Raw genomic sequence first — 16,842 nt, forward strand, 5'->3', positions numbered from 1 at the left:
GAACGGCAGCGGGTAAGAGAAGTGCCAGTGTTAGTACAACTGCCGACGTAATTTTAAGTATGTTGCTTTTACAATACATCTATTCACCTACTAAAAAGCCCAATCGCATACCGCGAAGCATTTTCTTTTCAAAATTCCAAAAGAATTGAAATTCACCAAATAGCCATCCAAAAAGCACCAGCAGCACTTGATATAACGGAAAAATAATCAATATCCGAACCGGCCAATACACATACCATCCCATGTCGGCTGTGATTCCGACCAGATCTGTTACAGGCGCGGCAAATTTAGCCGACGTACTTCCCGTAATAGCAAACACCAAAAAAATTATAAAAAGCTGCCAATTGGATTCAATATTCCAACGCTGTTTTAATTTATTCACCTGAGTTTCTGCTTGTATTTTTCTTCAAAGTATTTGAAGTAATTGTACAATAAGTAATTCACTTCCAGTCCATAATGTATGTTTGGGTCGTAATTAATTTCCTGAGGATACAATATCGAGGAATAAGATCTATTGTACACGCGGTTGTTATATTCCAAAACGTATTGGTAATTTCTTGTTTCCAGATAATCCACACCGTAATAGCCACGGGGTGGTTGCGAATGAATCCAGGAATCAAATCCGGGCTCTATGATCAATATCTCGTATTCCAAGCTATCGTTGGCAATACGTAAGGTGTCTGAAGCGCTCGCGGAGGGATCTCCCTGTATAACCGACTTGCTTGAATCACAGCTATACACTCCCAATGCGACGATTAAAAATGCTACTATATATTTCATGATGCAAATTTTTATAAAGTTACAAAACTATTCAGTTTCAGGAGACTTCTTTAACCGTCTTTAACAAAAAAAGCCACGTAAAACGCAGCCTTTTTTAAGTATATGGTTTTCAAAAATTATCTTCCGAATAAACTGCCCAATAATCCGCCTCTCTTTTTACCTCCGCCTAACACCATTCCTGCAATATCATCAACTACACTACCGTCATTATCACCGTCCAGAAGTGTTTCAATTAGACTTTGTTGTTTTTGTTGTTGCCTTCTTCCACCACCTAACATGCCACCGAGTAAGCCTTCAAGTCCGGACTGAGATTGCACATTTTGCTGTTGTTTTTGCTTTCCGAGATATCCTAATACAATGGGCGCCAATACAGAGAGTATTTGCATTACCGTGCCGCTGTCCATTCCCGATTTTTTTGAAATGGCCCCAACAACATTGTCCTGAGATCCACCTAATACGTGCCCTAAGATACCTAAACCATCAATTTTCACATCCTCATTAACGCCGCCTCCAAAAAGACCTCCTAAATTGTCGAGTATACTCCCGTCATGTTTACTATTAAGGGCATGCATTAATCCGGCGGCACCATCGGGTGATGACGCATTGCGCTTCATAGCGCCCATTAACAGAGGTAGGGCCATTGACACTACCGCTGCGGTTTTATCTTCAGGTTGACGTGATTCATTACTCACACCACTAATTAATTGTTTCCCTAAATCACTATTTAATAAATCCAGTAATCCTGCCATTGTATTTGTTTTAAAAATTGTAGTTCAATATATGAAATTATTAAATTAAGCCGGCTTTAAAATTGAGACTATTTGTTGCGCCAGCTCAGTCCCTATACGGTCCTGGGCTTCCCCGGTAGCGGCACCAATATGCGGACTCAAAGATATTTTGTGATTCATGAGTACTTTAACCGCAGGGGTTGGTTCTTGTTCGAAGGTATCCAACCCAGCAAAAGAAAGTTTCCCACTATCCAGCGCTTCAATTAAAGCCACTTCATCTATAATTCCACCACGAGCTGCATTGATGATTGCTGCACCCTCCTTCATTTGTTCAATTTCTTTTTTGCCTATTACATACTCTTTTTGAGCAGGTACGTGTAGCGTAATAAAGTCACTGTGTTGAATTAATTCTGAAACGGGTGCCGTCTTTATTTTTAAGGTAACCTGCTGCCCGTCGTAGAAATCTAGCGTAATGTCTGCTTCACCCACCTGATTGTCACTAGCAATTACTTTCATACCACAACCCAGCGCAATTTTTGCAACCTCACGGCCAATGCGGCCAAAACCAATTATACCAATAGTTTTTCCACGGAGTTCACTGCCTTGCGCATACGATTTTTTGAGATCTTTAAAGCGACTATCTCCATCCAAAGGCATGTTGCGATTGGCATCGTGCAAAAACCGTACACCTCCAAATAAGTGCGCAAAAACCAACTCGGCTACCGAAGCTGAAGAAGCCGCCGGAGTATTAATCACATGTAATCCTTTTCCCCGAGCATAGGCCACGTCAATATTGTCCATTCCAACCCCACCACGGCCTATAACTTTTAAACTAGGACAGGCGTCGATTACCTCTTTACGGACCTGTGTGGCACTGCGTACTAAAACTACATCGATTTGATGTTCGTTGATAAAATTGATGAGTTGTTCCTGCGCTACCTTGGTAGTGATCACTTCAATCCCCGCCTTCTCTAAGGCATCAATCCCGCTTTGTGAAATCCCGTCGTTTGCTAATACTTTCATGTTTACTCTTTAATATCAATTGTGATTATGCAATTCTTTCTAATTCTTTCAATGTATCGACCAATACCTGAACGCTTTCCACAGGTAACGCATTATACATGGACGCTCTGTAGCCTCCTACGCTTCTATGACCATTTAAGCCATTGATTCCTGCTGTTTTCAAAATTGTGTCAAATGGTTCCTTTAGTTCTGCTCTTGTAAGATTAAAGGTTGCGTTCATTTTGGAACGATCCTCTTTATTGGCAACAAAGCCCTGAAATAATGGATTTCGGTCAATTTCGGAATAAAGGAGTGCTGCCTTCTGCTTGTTAATTTTTTCAATGGTTGACACCCCGCCTAATTCTTTTAACCAGACTAAGGTTAGCATGGAAACGTATACAGGAAATACGGCCGGTGTATTAAACATGCTGTCCTTGCTAATATGCACGCTGTAATCCAGCATGGATGGAATCTTACGTGAAACCTGACCTAAAATTTCTTCTTTAACGACCACCAGCGTTGTTCCTGCCGGACCCATATTTTTTTGAGCTCCTGCATAAATAAGATCGAATTTTGAAAAGTCCAAAACGCGGGAAAATATATCACTGCTCATATCACATACCAAAGGAACAGTTGTTTCTGGAAATTCATGCATTTGAGTTCCGAAGATGGTATTGTTGCTGGTGCAGTGGAAATAATCGACGTCGTTGGAAATTGTATATCCTTTCGGTATGTAGTTGAAATTAGCATCTTTAGAGGATGCAACTTCAACAACTTCTCCAAGTAATCTAGCTTCTTTAATCGCTTTATCAGACCAGGTGCCGGTATTCAAATAAGCAGCCTTCTTTTCCAATAAGTTAAACGCTACCATAAGAAATTCTAAACTGGCCCCTCCTTGTAAAAATAATGCCTTATAGCCCTTGTTTTGAAGTCCAAGATGCTCCAATGCCAGTTCACGAGCCTGTTCCATAACATCTACAAAATCCTTGCTGCGATGGGAGATCTCAATTAATGAAAGATCTAAACCATTAAAATTAATAACAGCTTCCGATGCTTTTTTCAAAACTTCTTGCGGTAAGATACATGGACCGGCGCTAAAATTGTGTTTTTTCATGACATGTAATTATTACGGTGCAAAGATGTAAATTCTGCTAGCAAAATGGACTAAATAATTGATATTTTATTAAGATAATTTCAACAAAAAGGCTACAGTATCAACTCCATCGGCATAGTCCCATAATTGTGGAGATTGTGCCGCGCCAAATTGAATATGATCTTCGGAAACAATACATTGAATTTGGTCACTGTCAGCACGAAGCTTTTCAGTTAAAGTCTCGATGTCGCGATAATACTCATAAAAAAGCACCGCTATTGGAGAGGCGTAGGCTTCGTCTTGCTTCAGCAGCATAAATTCATTGTCTAATAAGTCCAAATTGCTCATTAGGTACACCGCTTTGTTATAATCGTAGTTATTAATATACTTGTTGTTATTAATAATCTCTTTCCAAGCGTACATTCCGTTAAAAAAGGCATCAAAGTGATAGCCTTGGGGTACAAAAATTTTCGAAACATTCCTACAACCCAATCCGAAATATCGAAATACATCATTCGCTAAGGCTTCCAATTGTTCAGAAGTTTCACTTCCGGTGAGAATGGCAACCGAATTTCGGTTCTTACGAATGATATGTGGGTATTTACCAAAATAGTAATCGAAATAACGCGCTGTATTGTTGCTGCCGGTCGCTATAACAGCATCGAAATTTACTAGTTTTTCTTCGGAAAAAGAAATAGCCTCTTTAAAAGCAGGTTCAATAGCGACCAAATAGTTGGCAAGAAAGGGGAGTAACTGGGTATCGCTTGATGATAATTTTACCAATACCTTATTTCCTGTAAGCAATACCGAAAGAAAATCGTGAAACCCTACCAGTGGGACATTTCCGGCCATAATAATGGCTACTGTTTTCGGCTTGGTTTCAGAAAAAGTATACTGAGAGACCCATCGATGCATGTTTTTTTCTGAAAGGGCTTCATACCAACTTTTACAAGCAAACTGGACATTCTTTTTGGTAAACCACCCATTGTAATGTTCGGCGGTATCCAAAAGTTGCAACATCCCTTCAAAAAAGTTGTCATTTTGAAGAATTCCTTCCTGTTTTTTGATATGTTCTAAGCCGAATTGCCCTAAAAACCTGCCCAATTCGGTAAATGCGTTAATTCTTTGTTGTAAATGCATACTAAGTTTGGAGATGCCCTTTATAGGCATTAAATTTGCGGCAAAGTTAGAAAAAGAAAATCCGATGGCAATTATTATAACAGACGAATGTATTAACTGTGGTGCTTGTGAACCGGAATGCCCTAATACGGCAATCTATGAAGGAGCCGACGACTGGCGGTATGCAGATGGTACCGACCTTAGCGGGAAGGTGGTTTTACCGAATGGAAAAGCAGTAGATGCCAATGAAACCAATGAGCCTATAAGTGATGAAATTTATTTTATAGTAGCCGATAAATGTACCGAATGTAAAGGCTTCCACGATGAGCCTCAATGTGCAGCGGTTTGCCCGGTAGATTGTTGTATCCCCGATGAAGATAATGTGGAAAGTGAAGAAACACTCTTAGCAAAACAGGCATTTATGCACAACAAATAGTATTTGAAGTATACTTCATAAAAAAAACGCTTCGGATTTCCCGAAGCGTTTTTTGTTAGGTCTTATGTAAGACTACATCTTATTTTTTTTGACCATTGTTTGTTCTTTCACCTGGATCTTGTACACGGTACTGATCATAACATCGTTTACCGCGTCATAGTACTCTACAACAAAGTCACCATTTTTATCAAAGTACCCAAAAGAACTATCGCCCTTTTGTGATAGTATATAATAGCCATCTTTCGACGTGGGCTTTAATACCGCAAAATTATCTTTAGTATCATCAGTCAGCGCAACCATTCTATAACCTTTCTTATGATTTTCGAACATATAATTGGTGCCTTCATTATTATACCTCACAGAGGTATTAACGGTAGTTGGTGCGAGGGAGGTATTGAAATTCACATTGTCTATTTGTCCCTCTATTGCGATGGATTGCTTTTCGGTTTCGGTAATTGCCTTTGTTGAAACATCCACTCCTTTACTGTCCTTTACACTCGTTTTGGTAACTGTTGTTTCGGTCTTTTCATTTATATTTTCCTGTGCGAATGCGGTAGAAAACGCCGCAAAAGCTAGTACAATCAATATCTTTTTCATTTTGGTGTGTTTTTAATATTAGTATATTTTAAATCTAATCAAGTCAAAAGTTAATTAGCGACAATGTTTTAATAATACTTTGCCAAAGTTTAGAGGATTTAACGTGTTTTATCATAAATGTTCTTAATATAAAAAGCCCACTCCAAATTTAGAGCGGGCTTTTCGGAACCATTGTAGGTTAAGAATGGTCGTTAAAAGCTGAAATTCAATCGGGAGTAGTAATACGCTCCTCCAAAGCCCATCTGAACTGAATCCCAGTATCCTCCCCCTTCAGTCCAATCGTCTTGCTGGTCTGGGTACACATTAAAAATATTATTGCCACCCACATTTAGCCTGAGATTCTCACTTAGATCGAAACCAAGATTTAGGTCGAATACAAACTTGGCGGTATAGGTATCGGTCGCAGCAGCAATTTGATTTGCAAAACCACCATAATCAGCAGCATCTTCAAAAACCTGAAAGTCTAATAATTCCACATCGCTGAAGCGCGTTGCAGTAAAGGCCGCATTAAACCAATCACGGCCGTAGGTTAGGTTTCCGGAGATCTTACTTTCGGGAGCCGAGGCCAATAAAAAGCCTTTGTCTCTTTCTCCAAAGAAGGTTTGTTCGTCCAACGCACCGTTCTTCACCTCCTTGATCACCATATTGTTGAAGTTGGCCAATAAAGACACCCCAATTCGGTTGTCGTTGATATTATCATTATACGAAAGCACCACGTCCAATCCGGTGGTTTCGGTATCGGCACCATTGGCAAAGAATTGGGCCGAATCTACCGCCGGAAGATCCGGAGCGGGGAAATTCCCCGTCAATACAATACGATCCTGTACGTCGATATAGTACAAATCGGCAGTCGCTGTGAACTTGGAGAAATTAGCGGTTGCCCCTAAACTGGCATTTACCGATTTCTCTTCTTGTAGTGGGCCAATTCCGAAGGAAGCGGTCACCGGGCTGTTGTTAGGCGACAAGAGCTGGTCGCTGGCAACGCCACCAATAAAATTGGTAAATCGTAAGTTATAATAAATCTGGGCTAAGGATGGAGCTCTAAAGCCGGTGCTCACAGAACCTCTCACGTTCAAGTTATCGGTCGCCTTAAAGCGCATCGCCAGTTTTCCATTCAAGGTGCTTCCAAAGTCGCTATAGTTTTCATAACGTCCCGCAGCACTGATTAAAAAGGCTTCAGAAAGGTCGAATTCGCCATCCACATAGAGTGCCACATTAGATCTACTTCGATCTACCTCATTGGCAGGACCGTATCCGGGGAATCCCTGTGAACCTCCTGGGCGTACCTCTTTTGAATCCGGATCGATCGGCTGGGTTTGAGTGGTGGGATCGGTAATAAGGACTCCATTTACATCAAAAGTACCATACGAGCCGGCTTCCCCTGCGAAAATCATAAAGCGCTCGGTTCTGTATTCAGCGCCAAAGGCCAGGTTCATTCCGCTTAGAACATCTTCGTAGTATTTAGAAAAATCCAAATTCACCGTATTTTGAGATAAACTGTGTCCTCCCGCATCGAAATCGGTAGGAGAGGCATCTTCCAAGGAGGCGTTCAGCGTTCCTTTGATATAGTAATGGAAGTTATTTTTTCCGAAGGTATTACTCACATCAATATTCCATCCGCCCGAAGTTTTGGTACGTACCCCAGCCGAAACTGAGTTATCTGTAATGATAGAGGTAATTCTTGGTGTAAAACCGTTTGGGTAAATAGAGGTAACCACACGTGCACCTCCGTTTCGGGTAAATGCGTAGGCATCGGTGTCTCTGTAATTTCTTCCGCCGAAGGCATAGACTTCGGTATTGTCGTTTACCGGAATCACTGCATTTCCGAAGAAATTAAATCCTTCGATAGCTGCTTCTCCAAATCCTTTTCTGAAGTCGAAAGCAGGGCGGAGGGTCTTTTCTTTATTTAAATATTCGGTAGTGAAGTTGGCAAATCCTCCTCGTTCCCCAATTCCGAAGCCATAGTTGGCCGCTACTTTAACGGAGCCTCCGTCAAAATTTTTATCCTCTCCAATGGCGTTTCCGTCCTTATCGGTATCTAAGCGGAAACCGTCCGTGTTCCAAACACCGTAATCACCATCTTGAAAATCACTGGTGTCTACGTCTGCATTGGTGCTGTACGCGCCATAACTAACGCTACCTGTTAATTTGTCGATATTGTCCTTTAATACAATATTGATTACTCCGGCAATCGCATCACTACCATACTGGGCAGCTGCTCCATCCCGAAGGACTTCAATACGCTTGATGGCCGAAGCGGGAATCGCATTTAAGTCGGTACCGGTATTCCCACGACCTCTAGTTCCGAAGATATTAATCAGGGAAGATTGGTGTCTTCGTTTGCCATTTATAAGCACGAGCGTTTGATCGGGTCCTAGTCCTCTCAGCGAGGCTGGGTCGATATGGTCGGCACCATCAGATCCCGACTGCTTGTTCGCGTTAAATGAAGGTGCAGCGTATTGCAGCAGCTCATTGATCTCTACTTTACCAATCTGAGTGGTCACCTCATCCAGATCGATAACATCAATTGGTACGGCTGTATTCACCACGGTTCTTTTCGGACTACGAGAACCAACTAAAACGACCGTCTCCAAAGCTTCACCCTCTGTTAGGGTTACATCGATAGCGGTCATTCCGGCAACTTCAATTTCTTGTGAAGTAAAGCCAATATAGCTGAAGACAAGGGTTGCGTTTTCAGCCACCTCAATGGTATAGGCGCCATCGTCGCTTGTAATCGTGCCATTGGCGGTGCCTTTTTCAACAACGTTTACATACGGTAGGGCGATGCCGTTGGCATCGACCACAGTCCCCGTTACGGTATTTTGCGAAAACGCAGTTCCGCAGAGCACTAGAAATAATAAAAGTGAAATTTTTTTCATGGGTAGGGTTATTAGTTACTAAATAGTTAAGCTTAGCTAAAGCTACACTTAATAATACTTACTTTTAACCCAAGCCTACTTATTTATAAACAGGGTTATTAGCATTCGGTTGGATGGTTTATCAACCAATTATTTTTGTATTTTTAGAAAAAAGGAATTTATGTCGGCTTGGTGGAGCATACTGATACTTGTAGTGATTATTTATATAGTCATAAGTGTGTTATTGTATTATTTGCAAGAATTCTTTTTGTTTAAACCAGAAAAGCTGCCATCCGACTTCCAGTTTTTTTATGAGAACCAGGTGGTGGAGGAATACAATCTGGAGACGAGGGATGGGGCTACCATCAACGGACTCCATTTTAGGGTTAAAAAGCCGCTAGGCGTAGTATTGTATTTAAAAGGGAATTCGAAGAGTATTAAGGGATGGGGTAAATTTGCCGTAGACTTTACCAGAAATCAATACGATGTGATTATGGTAGATTATCGCGGGTTTGGGAAAAGTACCGGGAAACGATCACAAAAGGCTATTAAACACGATCTACAGTTCATTTATAATACGATTCGAGAACGCGTTGACGAAAAGTACATCATCTTATATGGCCGTTCTTTAGGTTCCGGATTTGCTACCAAGCTGGCGTCCATGAACAATCCCAAGTTACTTATTTTGGATGCACCCTATTACAGCCTTACCAAGGTAACAGGTCGTTATATGCCGTTTATGCCATTATCGGTTATTCTGCGTTATCCAATGCCCACTTATAAATGGCTGAAGTATGTAAATTGTCCTATTCGGATTATACACGGGACCAACGACAAGCTCATACCGTTTAAGAGCAGTGTAAAATTATCGCGTATTAAACCGAAGCAGACACGGCTATATCCGGTGATTGATGGCGGGCATAAGAACTTGAACAACTTTGAAGAATATCACAAGATCCTTGAAGAAATACTTGTCGCCAAGGAAAGTCAGATCGACCTTTCCACAACGAGTCTTCGCGTAAAACATTCGGCTAAAAAATAAGGAATGAAGCAGCTGAAGATTACACTTTTTTCGATAGGCATATTGGCTGTCATTGGACTATCATCACTATATTTTATGCAAAAGAAACTCATCTTTTTACCCACGAAGCTAGCTCAAGACTACGAATACACTTTTGAAGAGCCCTTCGAAGAACTATTTCTTACAGCCCCAGATGGAGCAAAACTGAATGCAATTCACTTTACGACTGAAAATCGGAAAGGCATAGTGCTTTATTTTCACGGAAATGCAGGCGATCTGTCACGATGGGGTGAAGTGACAAGCTATTTTACCCAGTTTAACTATGACGTGCTGGTAATGGATTATCGCACCTACGGAAAAAGCACGGGTAAGCTTTCAGAAAAAGCCTTGTTCGCCGATGCGCAGTTGTTCTACGATCATATAAAGGAAGATTTTCCGGAAAGTGAAATTATTCTGTATGGTCGATCGCTAGGGACAAGTATCGCCTCCTATATCGCTTCAGAGAATACGCCTAAAATGTTGTTATTGGAAGCCCCTTTTTACAATATGGAAGATGTTGCCAAGAGCCGATTTCCAATCCTCCCTGTCAAAAAGTTGTTGAAGTATAAATTCTCCACGAATCTGTGTATTAAAAAAGTTGGCTGCCCCATTGTGATTTTTCATGGCACCAATGATGATGTGGTTCCAATTTCATCTGGCGAAAAGCTTTCGGAATTAATTCTTCCGGAACAATTGGAATTTATCAAGATTCCTAATGGGAATCACAACAATTTGAAGGATTTTCGCAGCTATTCTGAAACAATAGAACGCATATTGGATTAGTTGTCCTTCTTCAATTTCACGATTCCTTTACCGCGTTTTTCGAGTTTCTTTTTGTTTTCTTCCATGGCCTTTACGCGCTCGGCCTTTTGAGCTTCTAAGATGCGTCGTTCTTCGGCTGCCTTGGATTTTGAGGCTTCCACAGACTTTTTAAGCTCTTCTTCCTGTCGCTTTTTTTCTGCCGCTATCAAGGCTTCGTTTTGTTCATCGATACTGGCTTCGTCCACCAATACTTTCTCATCTTTTATTTTCTTGGTATTCTCGTTGAATTCCTGATTCACGTTTTCATCATCGGCAACGATCACAGCGCCCTTTTCAGTTTTCTTTTTTTCTACTTCCTGTACGATCACTGTGCTTCCTTCTTTCTTGACAACACGCTTTACAGTGGTTTCTTCTTTAATGGTCTTATTTTCTTGTGCCTGCCCCGAAAAAATGATTGCGAAACACGCTAATACGGTGAGGGTAATTTTTTTTATCATGACTAAACTTTATTAAATTAAAATCGATTGTTAAAAATACTTAAAATCTATCAATATTTACTGAATTGTAATGACAAAACATATGCCACGTTTTTATAAAACAGTATATTTGCAGCCTTAAAAATTTAATATAATGAAGGCAGGTATTGTAGGATTACCAAACGTAGGAAAATCAACGCTTTTCAATTGCTTATCCAATGCAAAAGCACAGAGTGCGAATTTCCCTTTTTGTACCATTGAGCCAAATATTGGAGTGGTAAATGTACCTGATAGTAGGTTGGTAAAACTGGAGGAATTGGTAAAGCCTGAACGCGTTTTACCTGCCACCGTTGAGATTGTTGACATTGCCGGTCTGGTAAAGGGGGCAAGTCAGGGTGAAGGATTGGGAAATCAGTTTTTGGGAAATATCCGCGAAACCGATGCCATCTTACATGTGTTGCGCTGCTTCGACAATGACAATATTGTACATGTTGATGGAAGTGTAGACCCGGTTCGTGACAAGGAAACCATCGATATTGAGTTACAACTAAAGGATCTGGACACGGCCGACAAAAAACTTGAAAAAGTAAAGCGTGCGGCCCGTACCGGAAATAAGGAGGCAATCAAAGAAGAAGCCGCTCTCAATAAGGTAAAACAAGGACTGGAAGCAGGGATTTCGGTGCGCGCCATAAATCTTTCCGAAGCAGAACGAGAAGAATTTATCGATCAGATGCAATTCATTACCGATAAACCGGTTATGTATGTATGTAATGTTGATGAAGCTGCGGCTGCTACAGGTAATGCCTATGTTGAAAAGGTAAAAGCCGCGGTTGCCGATGAAAATGCGGAGGTAGTTGTACTTGCCGTTGGTACCGAAGCCGATATCACCGAATTGGAAACTTTTGAAGAACGTCAAATGTTCTTGGAAGATCTGGGATTAAAAGAACCGGGATCTGCCAAATTGATCAGAGGCGCCTATAATTTGTTAAACCTTCAAACCTATTTTACCGCAGGCGTAAAAGAAGTTCGGGCCTGGACCATTCCGGTAGGAGCTACGGCACCACAGGCGGCAGGTGTGATTCATACCGACTTCGAAAAAGGTTTTATCCGCGCTGAAGTTATTAAATACGCCGATTATGTAAACTACGGCAGCGAGGCCAAAGTAAAAGAAGCCGGAAAGATGGGGGTAGAAGGCAAAGAATATGTCGTGCAGGACGGTGATGTGATGCACTTCCGATTTAATGTATAAGTGCTAAGTTTCTGATTTAGAATCTTTCTTATTTCTTCAGTTTGGGCTTCAAATCTTACTAACAATTTTAGACTCCCAATTGTTAATTACTTTAGGCAATTTGGGTTTCAATTTTGTAGGTGAACCCCTATATTTATCGACCATTCACAAGACTTTATGGCAGAAACAAAATATACCGAAGAGAACATACGCTCCCTGGATTGGAAGGAGCATATCCGTATGCGTCCCGGTATGTATATCGGGAAGCTGGGTGATGGCTCAACACCAGACGATGGGATCTATATCCTCCTCAAAGAAGTGATCGATAACTGTATCGATGAATTTGTCATGGGAGCCGGAAAGACCATCGAGATTCGTATAAAAGACAAAGAGGTGAAAGTTCGTGATTTCGGACGTGGAATCCCACTTGGGAAAGTAGTGGATGTAGTCTCTAAAATGAATACCGGCGGTAAGTACGATTCCCGTGCCTTTAAAAAATCTGTCGGACTCAATGGTGTAGGGACCAAAGCCGTGAATGCGCTATCGGCCTATTTTCGGGTGGAATCGGTACGGGACAATCAGTTGAAATATGCCGAATTCAGTCAGGGGGAACTTACGGAAGATTCAAAAATAGAAGAGTCGTCTAAGCGCAAGGGAACGAAGGTTGTTTTCATTCCGGACGAGTCCATTTTCAAAAATTACAAATACCGAAGCGAATACGTAGCGAAAATGTTGAAGAACTACGTATACCTCAATCCGGGATTGACCATCGATTTTAACGGGGAGAAGTTCTTTTCTGAAAACGGTTTAAAAGACCTCTTGGAGGATAATATTTCTTCCGAAGATATGTTGTATCCCGTTATTCACCTTCGAGGAGAGGATATAGAGATCGCCCTTACACATAGCAAAACCCAGTATAGCGAAGAATACCACAGTTTTGTTAACGGTCAGAACACCACGCAGGGAGGAACCCACTTGGCGGCATTCCGTGAGAGCTTGGTAAAGACCATACGCGAATTCTACGGAAAGAATTACGACGCCAGCGATGTACGAAAATCGATCGTTTCGGCAATCTCTATCAAAGTGATGGAGCCCGTATTTGAGAGTCAGACCAAAACAAAACTCGGTTCCACCGATATGGGAGGAGATTTACCCACGGTGAGGACTTTTATTAATGACTTCATAAAAACACAGCTCGACAACTATTTGCATAAGAATCCCGAAGCCGCCGAAAAGATCCAACGAAAGATCATGCAGGCCGAAAGGGAACGCAAGGAGCTTTCCGGAATACGTAAACTGGCGAAGGATCGTGCGAAAAAAGCAAATCTGCACAACAAAAAACTCCGCGATTGCCGCGTACACCTTGGCGATTTGAAAAACGAACGAAACCTAGAGAGTACCCTGTTTATCACAGAGGGAGATTCGGCGAGTGGGAGTATAACCAAGAGCCGGGATGTCAATACCCAGGCAGTTTTCAGCTTAAAGGGAAAACCGCTGAACAGCTATGGACTTTCAAAAAAGATAGTCTATGAGAATGAGGAATTCAATTTATTACAGGCGGCCTTAAACATTGAAGAGTCGTTGGAAGACCTTCGGTACAACAATATTGTGATTGCAACCGACGCCGATGTGGACGGGATGCACATCCGACTGCTATTAATCACCTTCTTTCTTCAGTTTTTTCCTGAAGTGATAAAGGAAGGACATCTGTATATTTTACAAACGCCCTTATTCCGAGTAAGAAACAAGAAGGAAACTATTTATTGCTATTCCGAAGAAGAACGAATCAACGCCATTGAAAAATTAAAACCCAAACCGGAAATCACTCGGTTCAAAGGCCTTGGTGAGATTTCTCCCGATGAATTCGTTCATTTTATCGGTGCCGATATTCGCTTAGATCCGGTCATGCTGGATAAATCGATGAGTATTGAAGAGCTCTTGTCATTTTATATGGGCAAGAACACTCCGGACAGGCAGGAATTTATTATTAATAATCTAAAAGTTGAATTGGACAGAGTGGAAGAAGTATGAGTGAGGAGCTTGACAAGAACGATGAAATAAAGGACGTTCCCGATTATTTAGGCGAAAACGAAGATACCAGTGGCGATACTATAACCAAGGTCACCGGGATGTATCGTGACTGGTTTTTAGACTATGCCAGCTACGTAATTTTAGAACGGGCTGTTCCTGCCATAGAAGACGGTTTTAAGCCCGTGCAGCGGCGTATTATGCAGTCCATGAAAGATCTGGACGATGGACGTTATAATAAAGTGGCTAATATTGTTGGGCACACCATGCAGTACCATCCCCATGGAGATGCCAGTATTGCAGATGCCATGGTGCAAATTGGGCAGAAGGACTTACTCATCGATACCCAAGGAAACTGGGGAAATATTTATACAGGTGATAGTGCCGCTGCGTCGCGATATATCGAAGCACGACTGTCTAAGTTTGCCTTGGACGTGGTTTATAACCCAAAGATTACAAGTTGGCAAGCCTCGTATGATGGCCGTAAAAAAGAGCCTATCAACCTTCCAGTCATGTTTCCCTTGTTGCTTACGCAAGGAGCCGAAGGGATTGCGGTGGGACTTTCCACAAAGATCCTTCCGCATAACTTTATCGAATTGATAGACGCTTCAGTCAAACACCTACAGGGCAAGCGATTTACCTTGTACCCTGATTTTCCAACGGGCGGGATCGTAGATGTTGAGAACTACAACGACGGACTGCGTGGCGGGAAGATACGCAGCAGAGCGCGAATCAATCAGTTGGATAAAAATACCTTGGTAATAACCGAAATCCCCTTCGGGTCTAATACCTCCTCCTTGATAGATTCTATCTTAAAAGCAAATGACAAAGGGAAGATCAAGGTCAAAAAGATAGAGGACAATACAGCTGCTGAAGTGGAGATCCTGATTCATTTACCCGGCGGAATCTCCCCGGACAAGACCATTGATGCCTTGTATGCCTTTACCTCCTGTGAAACTTCTATTTCACCTTTAGGATGCGTTATTGAGGATAACCGTCCGTTATTTATAGGTGTTTCTGAAATGTTGCGACGTTCAACGGATCGCACGGTTCAACTACTGAAAAGTGAATTGGAGATCCAATTATATGAATTGGAAGAACAGTGGCACTACGCTTCGTTAGAACGTATTTTTATTGAAAACCGAATCTATCGCGATATAGAAGAAGAAGAAACTTGGGAGGGCGTTATTTCGGCAATAGACAAGGGATTGCAACCGCATATTAAACATTTAAAGCGTGCAATTACCGAAGAGGATATCGTACGGCTTACTGAAATTCGGATTAAAAGAATTTCAAAATTCGATATAGACAAAGCGCAACAAAAGATTGATTCGCTGGAAGATCAGATAGCAAAAGTAAAGAATCACTTGAACAACTTGATCGAATATGCCATCGATTATTTTAAGCGTTTGAAAAAGGAATATGGCGCAGGGAAAGAACGCAAAAGTGAGATTCGGGTCTTCGATGATATCGAAGCGACCAAGGTGGTCATCCGAAATACGAAGTTGTACGTGAATAGGGCCGAAGGCTTTGTGGGAACGAGTTTAAAACGCGATGAATATGTCACCGACTGTAGCGATATCGATGATATTATCGTCTTCACTGAAGATGGAACCATGATGGTGACCAAGGTCGATGCGAAGACCTTTGTGGGTAAGGGAATCCTGCACGTATCAGTGTTTAAGAAGAAAGACAAGCGCACTATTTACAATATGATCTACAAGGACGGTCCTCGCGGTGCTACCTATGTGAAGCGCTTTGCGGTGACATCTATCACTAGAGATAAGGAATACGATCTTACGGCAGGAAATAAAGGCTCTAAAGTGCTTTATTTTACAGCAAATCCCAATGGTGAGGCCGAAGTGGTTACCGTATTGCTCCGTCAATCGGGAAGTATTAAAAAATTGAAATTTGATCAGGATTTTGCAGACGTTCTAGTGAAAGGGCGTGCTTCCAAAGGAAATATTGTTACCAAACACACGGTAAAGCGAATTGATTTAAAGGAAAAAGGATTGTCTACGTTAAAGCCGCGTAAGATTTGGTTCGACGATACGGTCCAACGCTTAAATGTGGACGAGCGCGGCGAGTTATTGGGTGAATTCACCAAGGAAGACCGCTTGTTGATTATCAATCAGAAAGGTATTGTAAAGACTGTGATTCCCGAACTTAGCCTGCGTTTTGATGACGACATGATCGTTTTGGAGAAATGGGATCCCAAGAAACCTATTTCCGCCATCTATTGGGAAGGCGAAAAGGAGTTGTTCTACGTAAAGCGGTTCTTAATTGAAAACCCCGACAGGGACGAGTCTATCATTACAGAACACCCGAAATCGTATTTAGAACGTGTCTTTACCGATTATCGCCCGATGGCCGAAGTGGTCTTTGTAAAAGATCGCGGTAAAGAGCGAAAGGACAATCTGGAGGTGAATCTTGAAGAATTTATTTCGGTAAAAGGGATTACAGCCATGGGCAACCAGTTGACCAAAGAAAAAGTATTAGAGATCAATGCATTGGATTCGTTGTTATACGAAGCTCCAGCGCCTGTTCCGGCTGAAGATATAGACGTGGTTGATGAAGAAAATGTGGTTGCTGAAAACACTTCAGAAAAGCATAAGAACGCATCAGGCGATCCCGAACCTCCCATAGACGAGGAGGGTCAAACCATGCTGTTTTAA

15 protein-coding genes are annotated in these 16,842 nt (G+C 41.7%); 6 read left to right on the forward strand and 9 right to left on the reverse strand.

Translation table 11 applies throughout. The features are described from left to right. Positions 1 to 79: 79 nt before the first annotated feature. From K8F54_RS01295 to K8F54_RS01320, 6 genes are all read right to left on the reverse strand, one after another. Positions 80 to 382: a DUF6787 family protein gene (locus K8F54_RS01295; RefSeq protein ID WP_290785945.1), complete on the reverse strand. Its 303-nt coding sequence runs from the start codon at positions 380 to 382 to the stop codon at positions 80 to 82. After that, positions 379 to 780 (reverse strand): DUF6146 family protein, encoded by a 402-nt coding sequence (locus tag K8F54_RS01300; RefSeq protein ID WP_290785948.1) that lies wholly within the window; start codon positions 778 to 780, stop codon positions 379 to 381. The genes K8F54_RS01295 and K8F54_RS01300 overlap by 4 nt, the downstream gene beginning before the upstream one ends. Before the next feature lie 116 nt (positions 781 to 896). Beyond that, the gene (locus tag K8F54_RS01305) at positions 897 to 1,529 is read right to left on the reverse strand and encodes a DUF937 domain-containing protein (RefSeq protein WP_290785950.1); all 633 of its coding nucleotides are present in this window, start codon (positions 1,527 to 1,529) and stop codon (positions 897 to 899) included. Between the two features lie 45 nt (positions 1,530 to 1,574). Further along, positions 1,575 to 2,531 (reverse strand): D-2-hydroxyacid dehydrogenase, encoded by a 957-nt coding sequence (locus K8F54_RS01310; RefSeq protein ID WP_290785952.1) that lies wholly within the window; start codon positions 2,529 to 2,531, stop codon positions 1,575 to 1,577. Positions 2,532 to 2,556: 25 nt separating this feature from the next. Next, on the reverse strand, positions 2,557 to 3,624 hold the full coding sequence (gene serC, locus K8F54_RS01315; protein ID WP_290785955.1) for a 3-phosphoserine/phosphohydroxythreonine transaminase: 1,068 nt from the start codon (positions 3,622 to 3,624) through the stop codon (positions 2,557 to 2,559). A gap of 69 nt (positions 3,625 to 3,693) precedes the next feature. Beyond that, entirely contained in the window at positions 3,694 to 4,743 is a 1,050-nt protein-coding gene (locus K8F54_RS01320) for an acyl-CoA reductase (protein ID WP_290785958.1), read from the reverse strand. A 64-nt stretch (positions 4,744 to 4,807) separates the two neighbouring features. On the opposite strand from K8F54_RS01320, the gene K8F54_RS01325 reads away from it, so the two are divergent. Next, positions 4,808 to 5,158, forward strand: coding sequence for a 4Fe-4S dicluster domain-containing protein (locus K8F54_RS01325; protein WP_290785961.1), 351 nt, complete (start codon positions 4,808 to 4,810; stop codon positions 5,156 to 5,158). Positions 5,159 to 5,230: 72 nt separating this feature from the next. On the opposite strand, the gene K8F54_RS01330 is transcribed toward K8F54_RS01325, so the two are convergent. Both K8F54_RS01330 and K8F54_RS01335 read right to left on the reverse strand, forming a co-directional pair. Continuing rightward, positions 5,231 to 5,755, reverse strand: a complete 525-nt coding sequence (locus K8F54_RS01330) for a hypothetical protein (protein WP_290785964.1) — start codon at positions 5,753 to 5,755, stop codon at positions 5,231 to 5,233. A 191-nt stretch (positions 5,756 to 5,946) separates the two neighbouring features. Then, positions 5,947 to 8,634: a TonB-dependent receptor gene (locus tag K8F54_RS01335; protein ID WP_290785967.1), complete on the reverse strand. Its 2,688-nt coding sequence runs from the start codon at positions 8,632 to 8,634 to the stop codon at positions 5,947 to 5,949. Between the two features lie 160 nt (positions 8,635 to 8,794). Between K8F54_RS01335 and K8F54_RS01340 the strand changes: the two genes are divergently transcribed. Together K8F54_RS01340 and K8F54_RS01345 are read left to right on the forward strand one after the other, a co-directional pair. After that, the gene (locus tag K8F54_RS01340) at positions 8,795 to 9,655 is read left to right on the forward strand and encodes an alpha/beta fold hydrolase (RefSeq protein ID WP_290785971.1); all 861 of its coding nucleotides are present in this window, start codon (positions 8,795 to 8,797) and stop codon (positions 9,653 to 9,655) included. A 3-nt stretch (positions 9,656 to 9,658) separates the two neighbouring features. Continuing rightward, positions 9,659 to 10,456, forward strand: coding sequence for an alpha/beta hydrolase (locus K8F54_RS01345; RefSeq protein ID WP_290785974.1), 798 nt, complete (start codon positions 9,659 to 9,661; stop codon positions 10,454 to 10,456). Here K8F54_RS01345 and K8F54_RS01350 read toward each other — a convergent pair. Beyond that, on the reverse strand, positions 10,453 to 10,932 hold the full coding sequence (locus K8F54_RS01350) for a hypothetical protein (RefSeq protein WP_290785977.1): 480 nt from the start codon (positions 10,930 to 10,932) through the stop codon (positions 10,453 to 10,455). The genes K8F54_RS01345 and K8F54_RS01350 overlap by 4 nt on opposite strands. A 133-nt stretch (positions 10,933 to 11,065) precedes the next feature. Between K8F54_RS01350 and ychF the strand changes: the two genes are divergently transcribed. The 3 genes from ychF (at position 11,066) to K8F54_RS01365 (ending at position 16,842) form a co-directional block, all read left to right on the forward strand. Then, a complete protein-coding gene (gene ychF, locus K8F54_RS01355; RefSeq protein ID WP_290785980.1) occupies positions 11,066 to 12,160 on the forward strand; it encodes a redox-regulated ATPase YchF in 1,095 nt (364 codons plus the stop codon). Between the two features lie 156 nt (positions 12,161 to 12,316). After that, positions 12,317 to 14,170, forward strand: a complete 1,854-nt coding sequence (locus tag K8F54_RS01360) for a DNA topoisomerase IV subunit B (RefSeq protein WP_290785983.1) — start codon at positions 12,317 to 12,319, stop codon at positions 14,168 to 14,170. Next, on the forward strand, positions 14,167 to 16,842 hold the full coding sequence (locus K8F54_RS01365; protein WP_290785986.1) for a DNA gyrase/topoisomerase IV subunit A: 2,676 nt from the start codon (positions 14,167 to 14,169) through the stop codon (positions 16,840 to 16,842). Before K8F54_RS01360 ends, K8F54_RS01365 begins: the two co-directional genes overlap by 4 nt.

The sequence above is a fragment of the Altibacter sp. genome (assembly GCF_019913785.1).
Taxonomy (GTDB): domain Bacteria; phylum Bacteroidota; class Bacteroidia; order Flavobacteriales; family Flavobacteriaceae; genus Altibacter.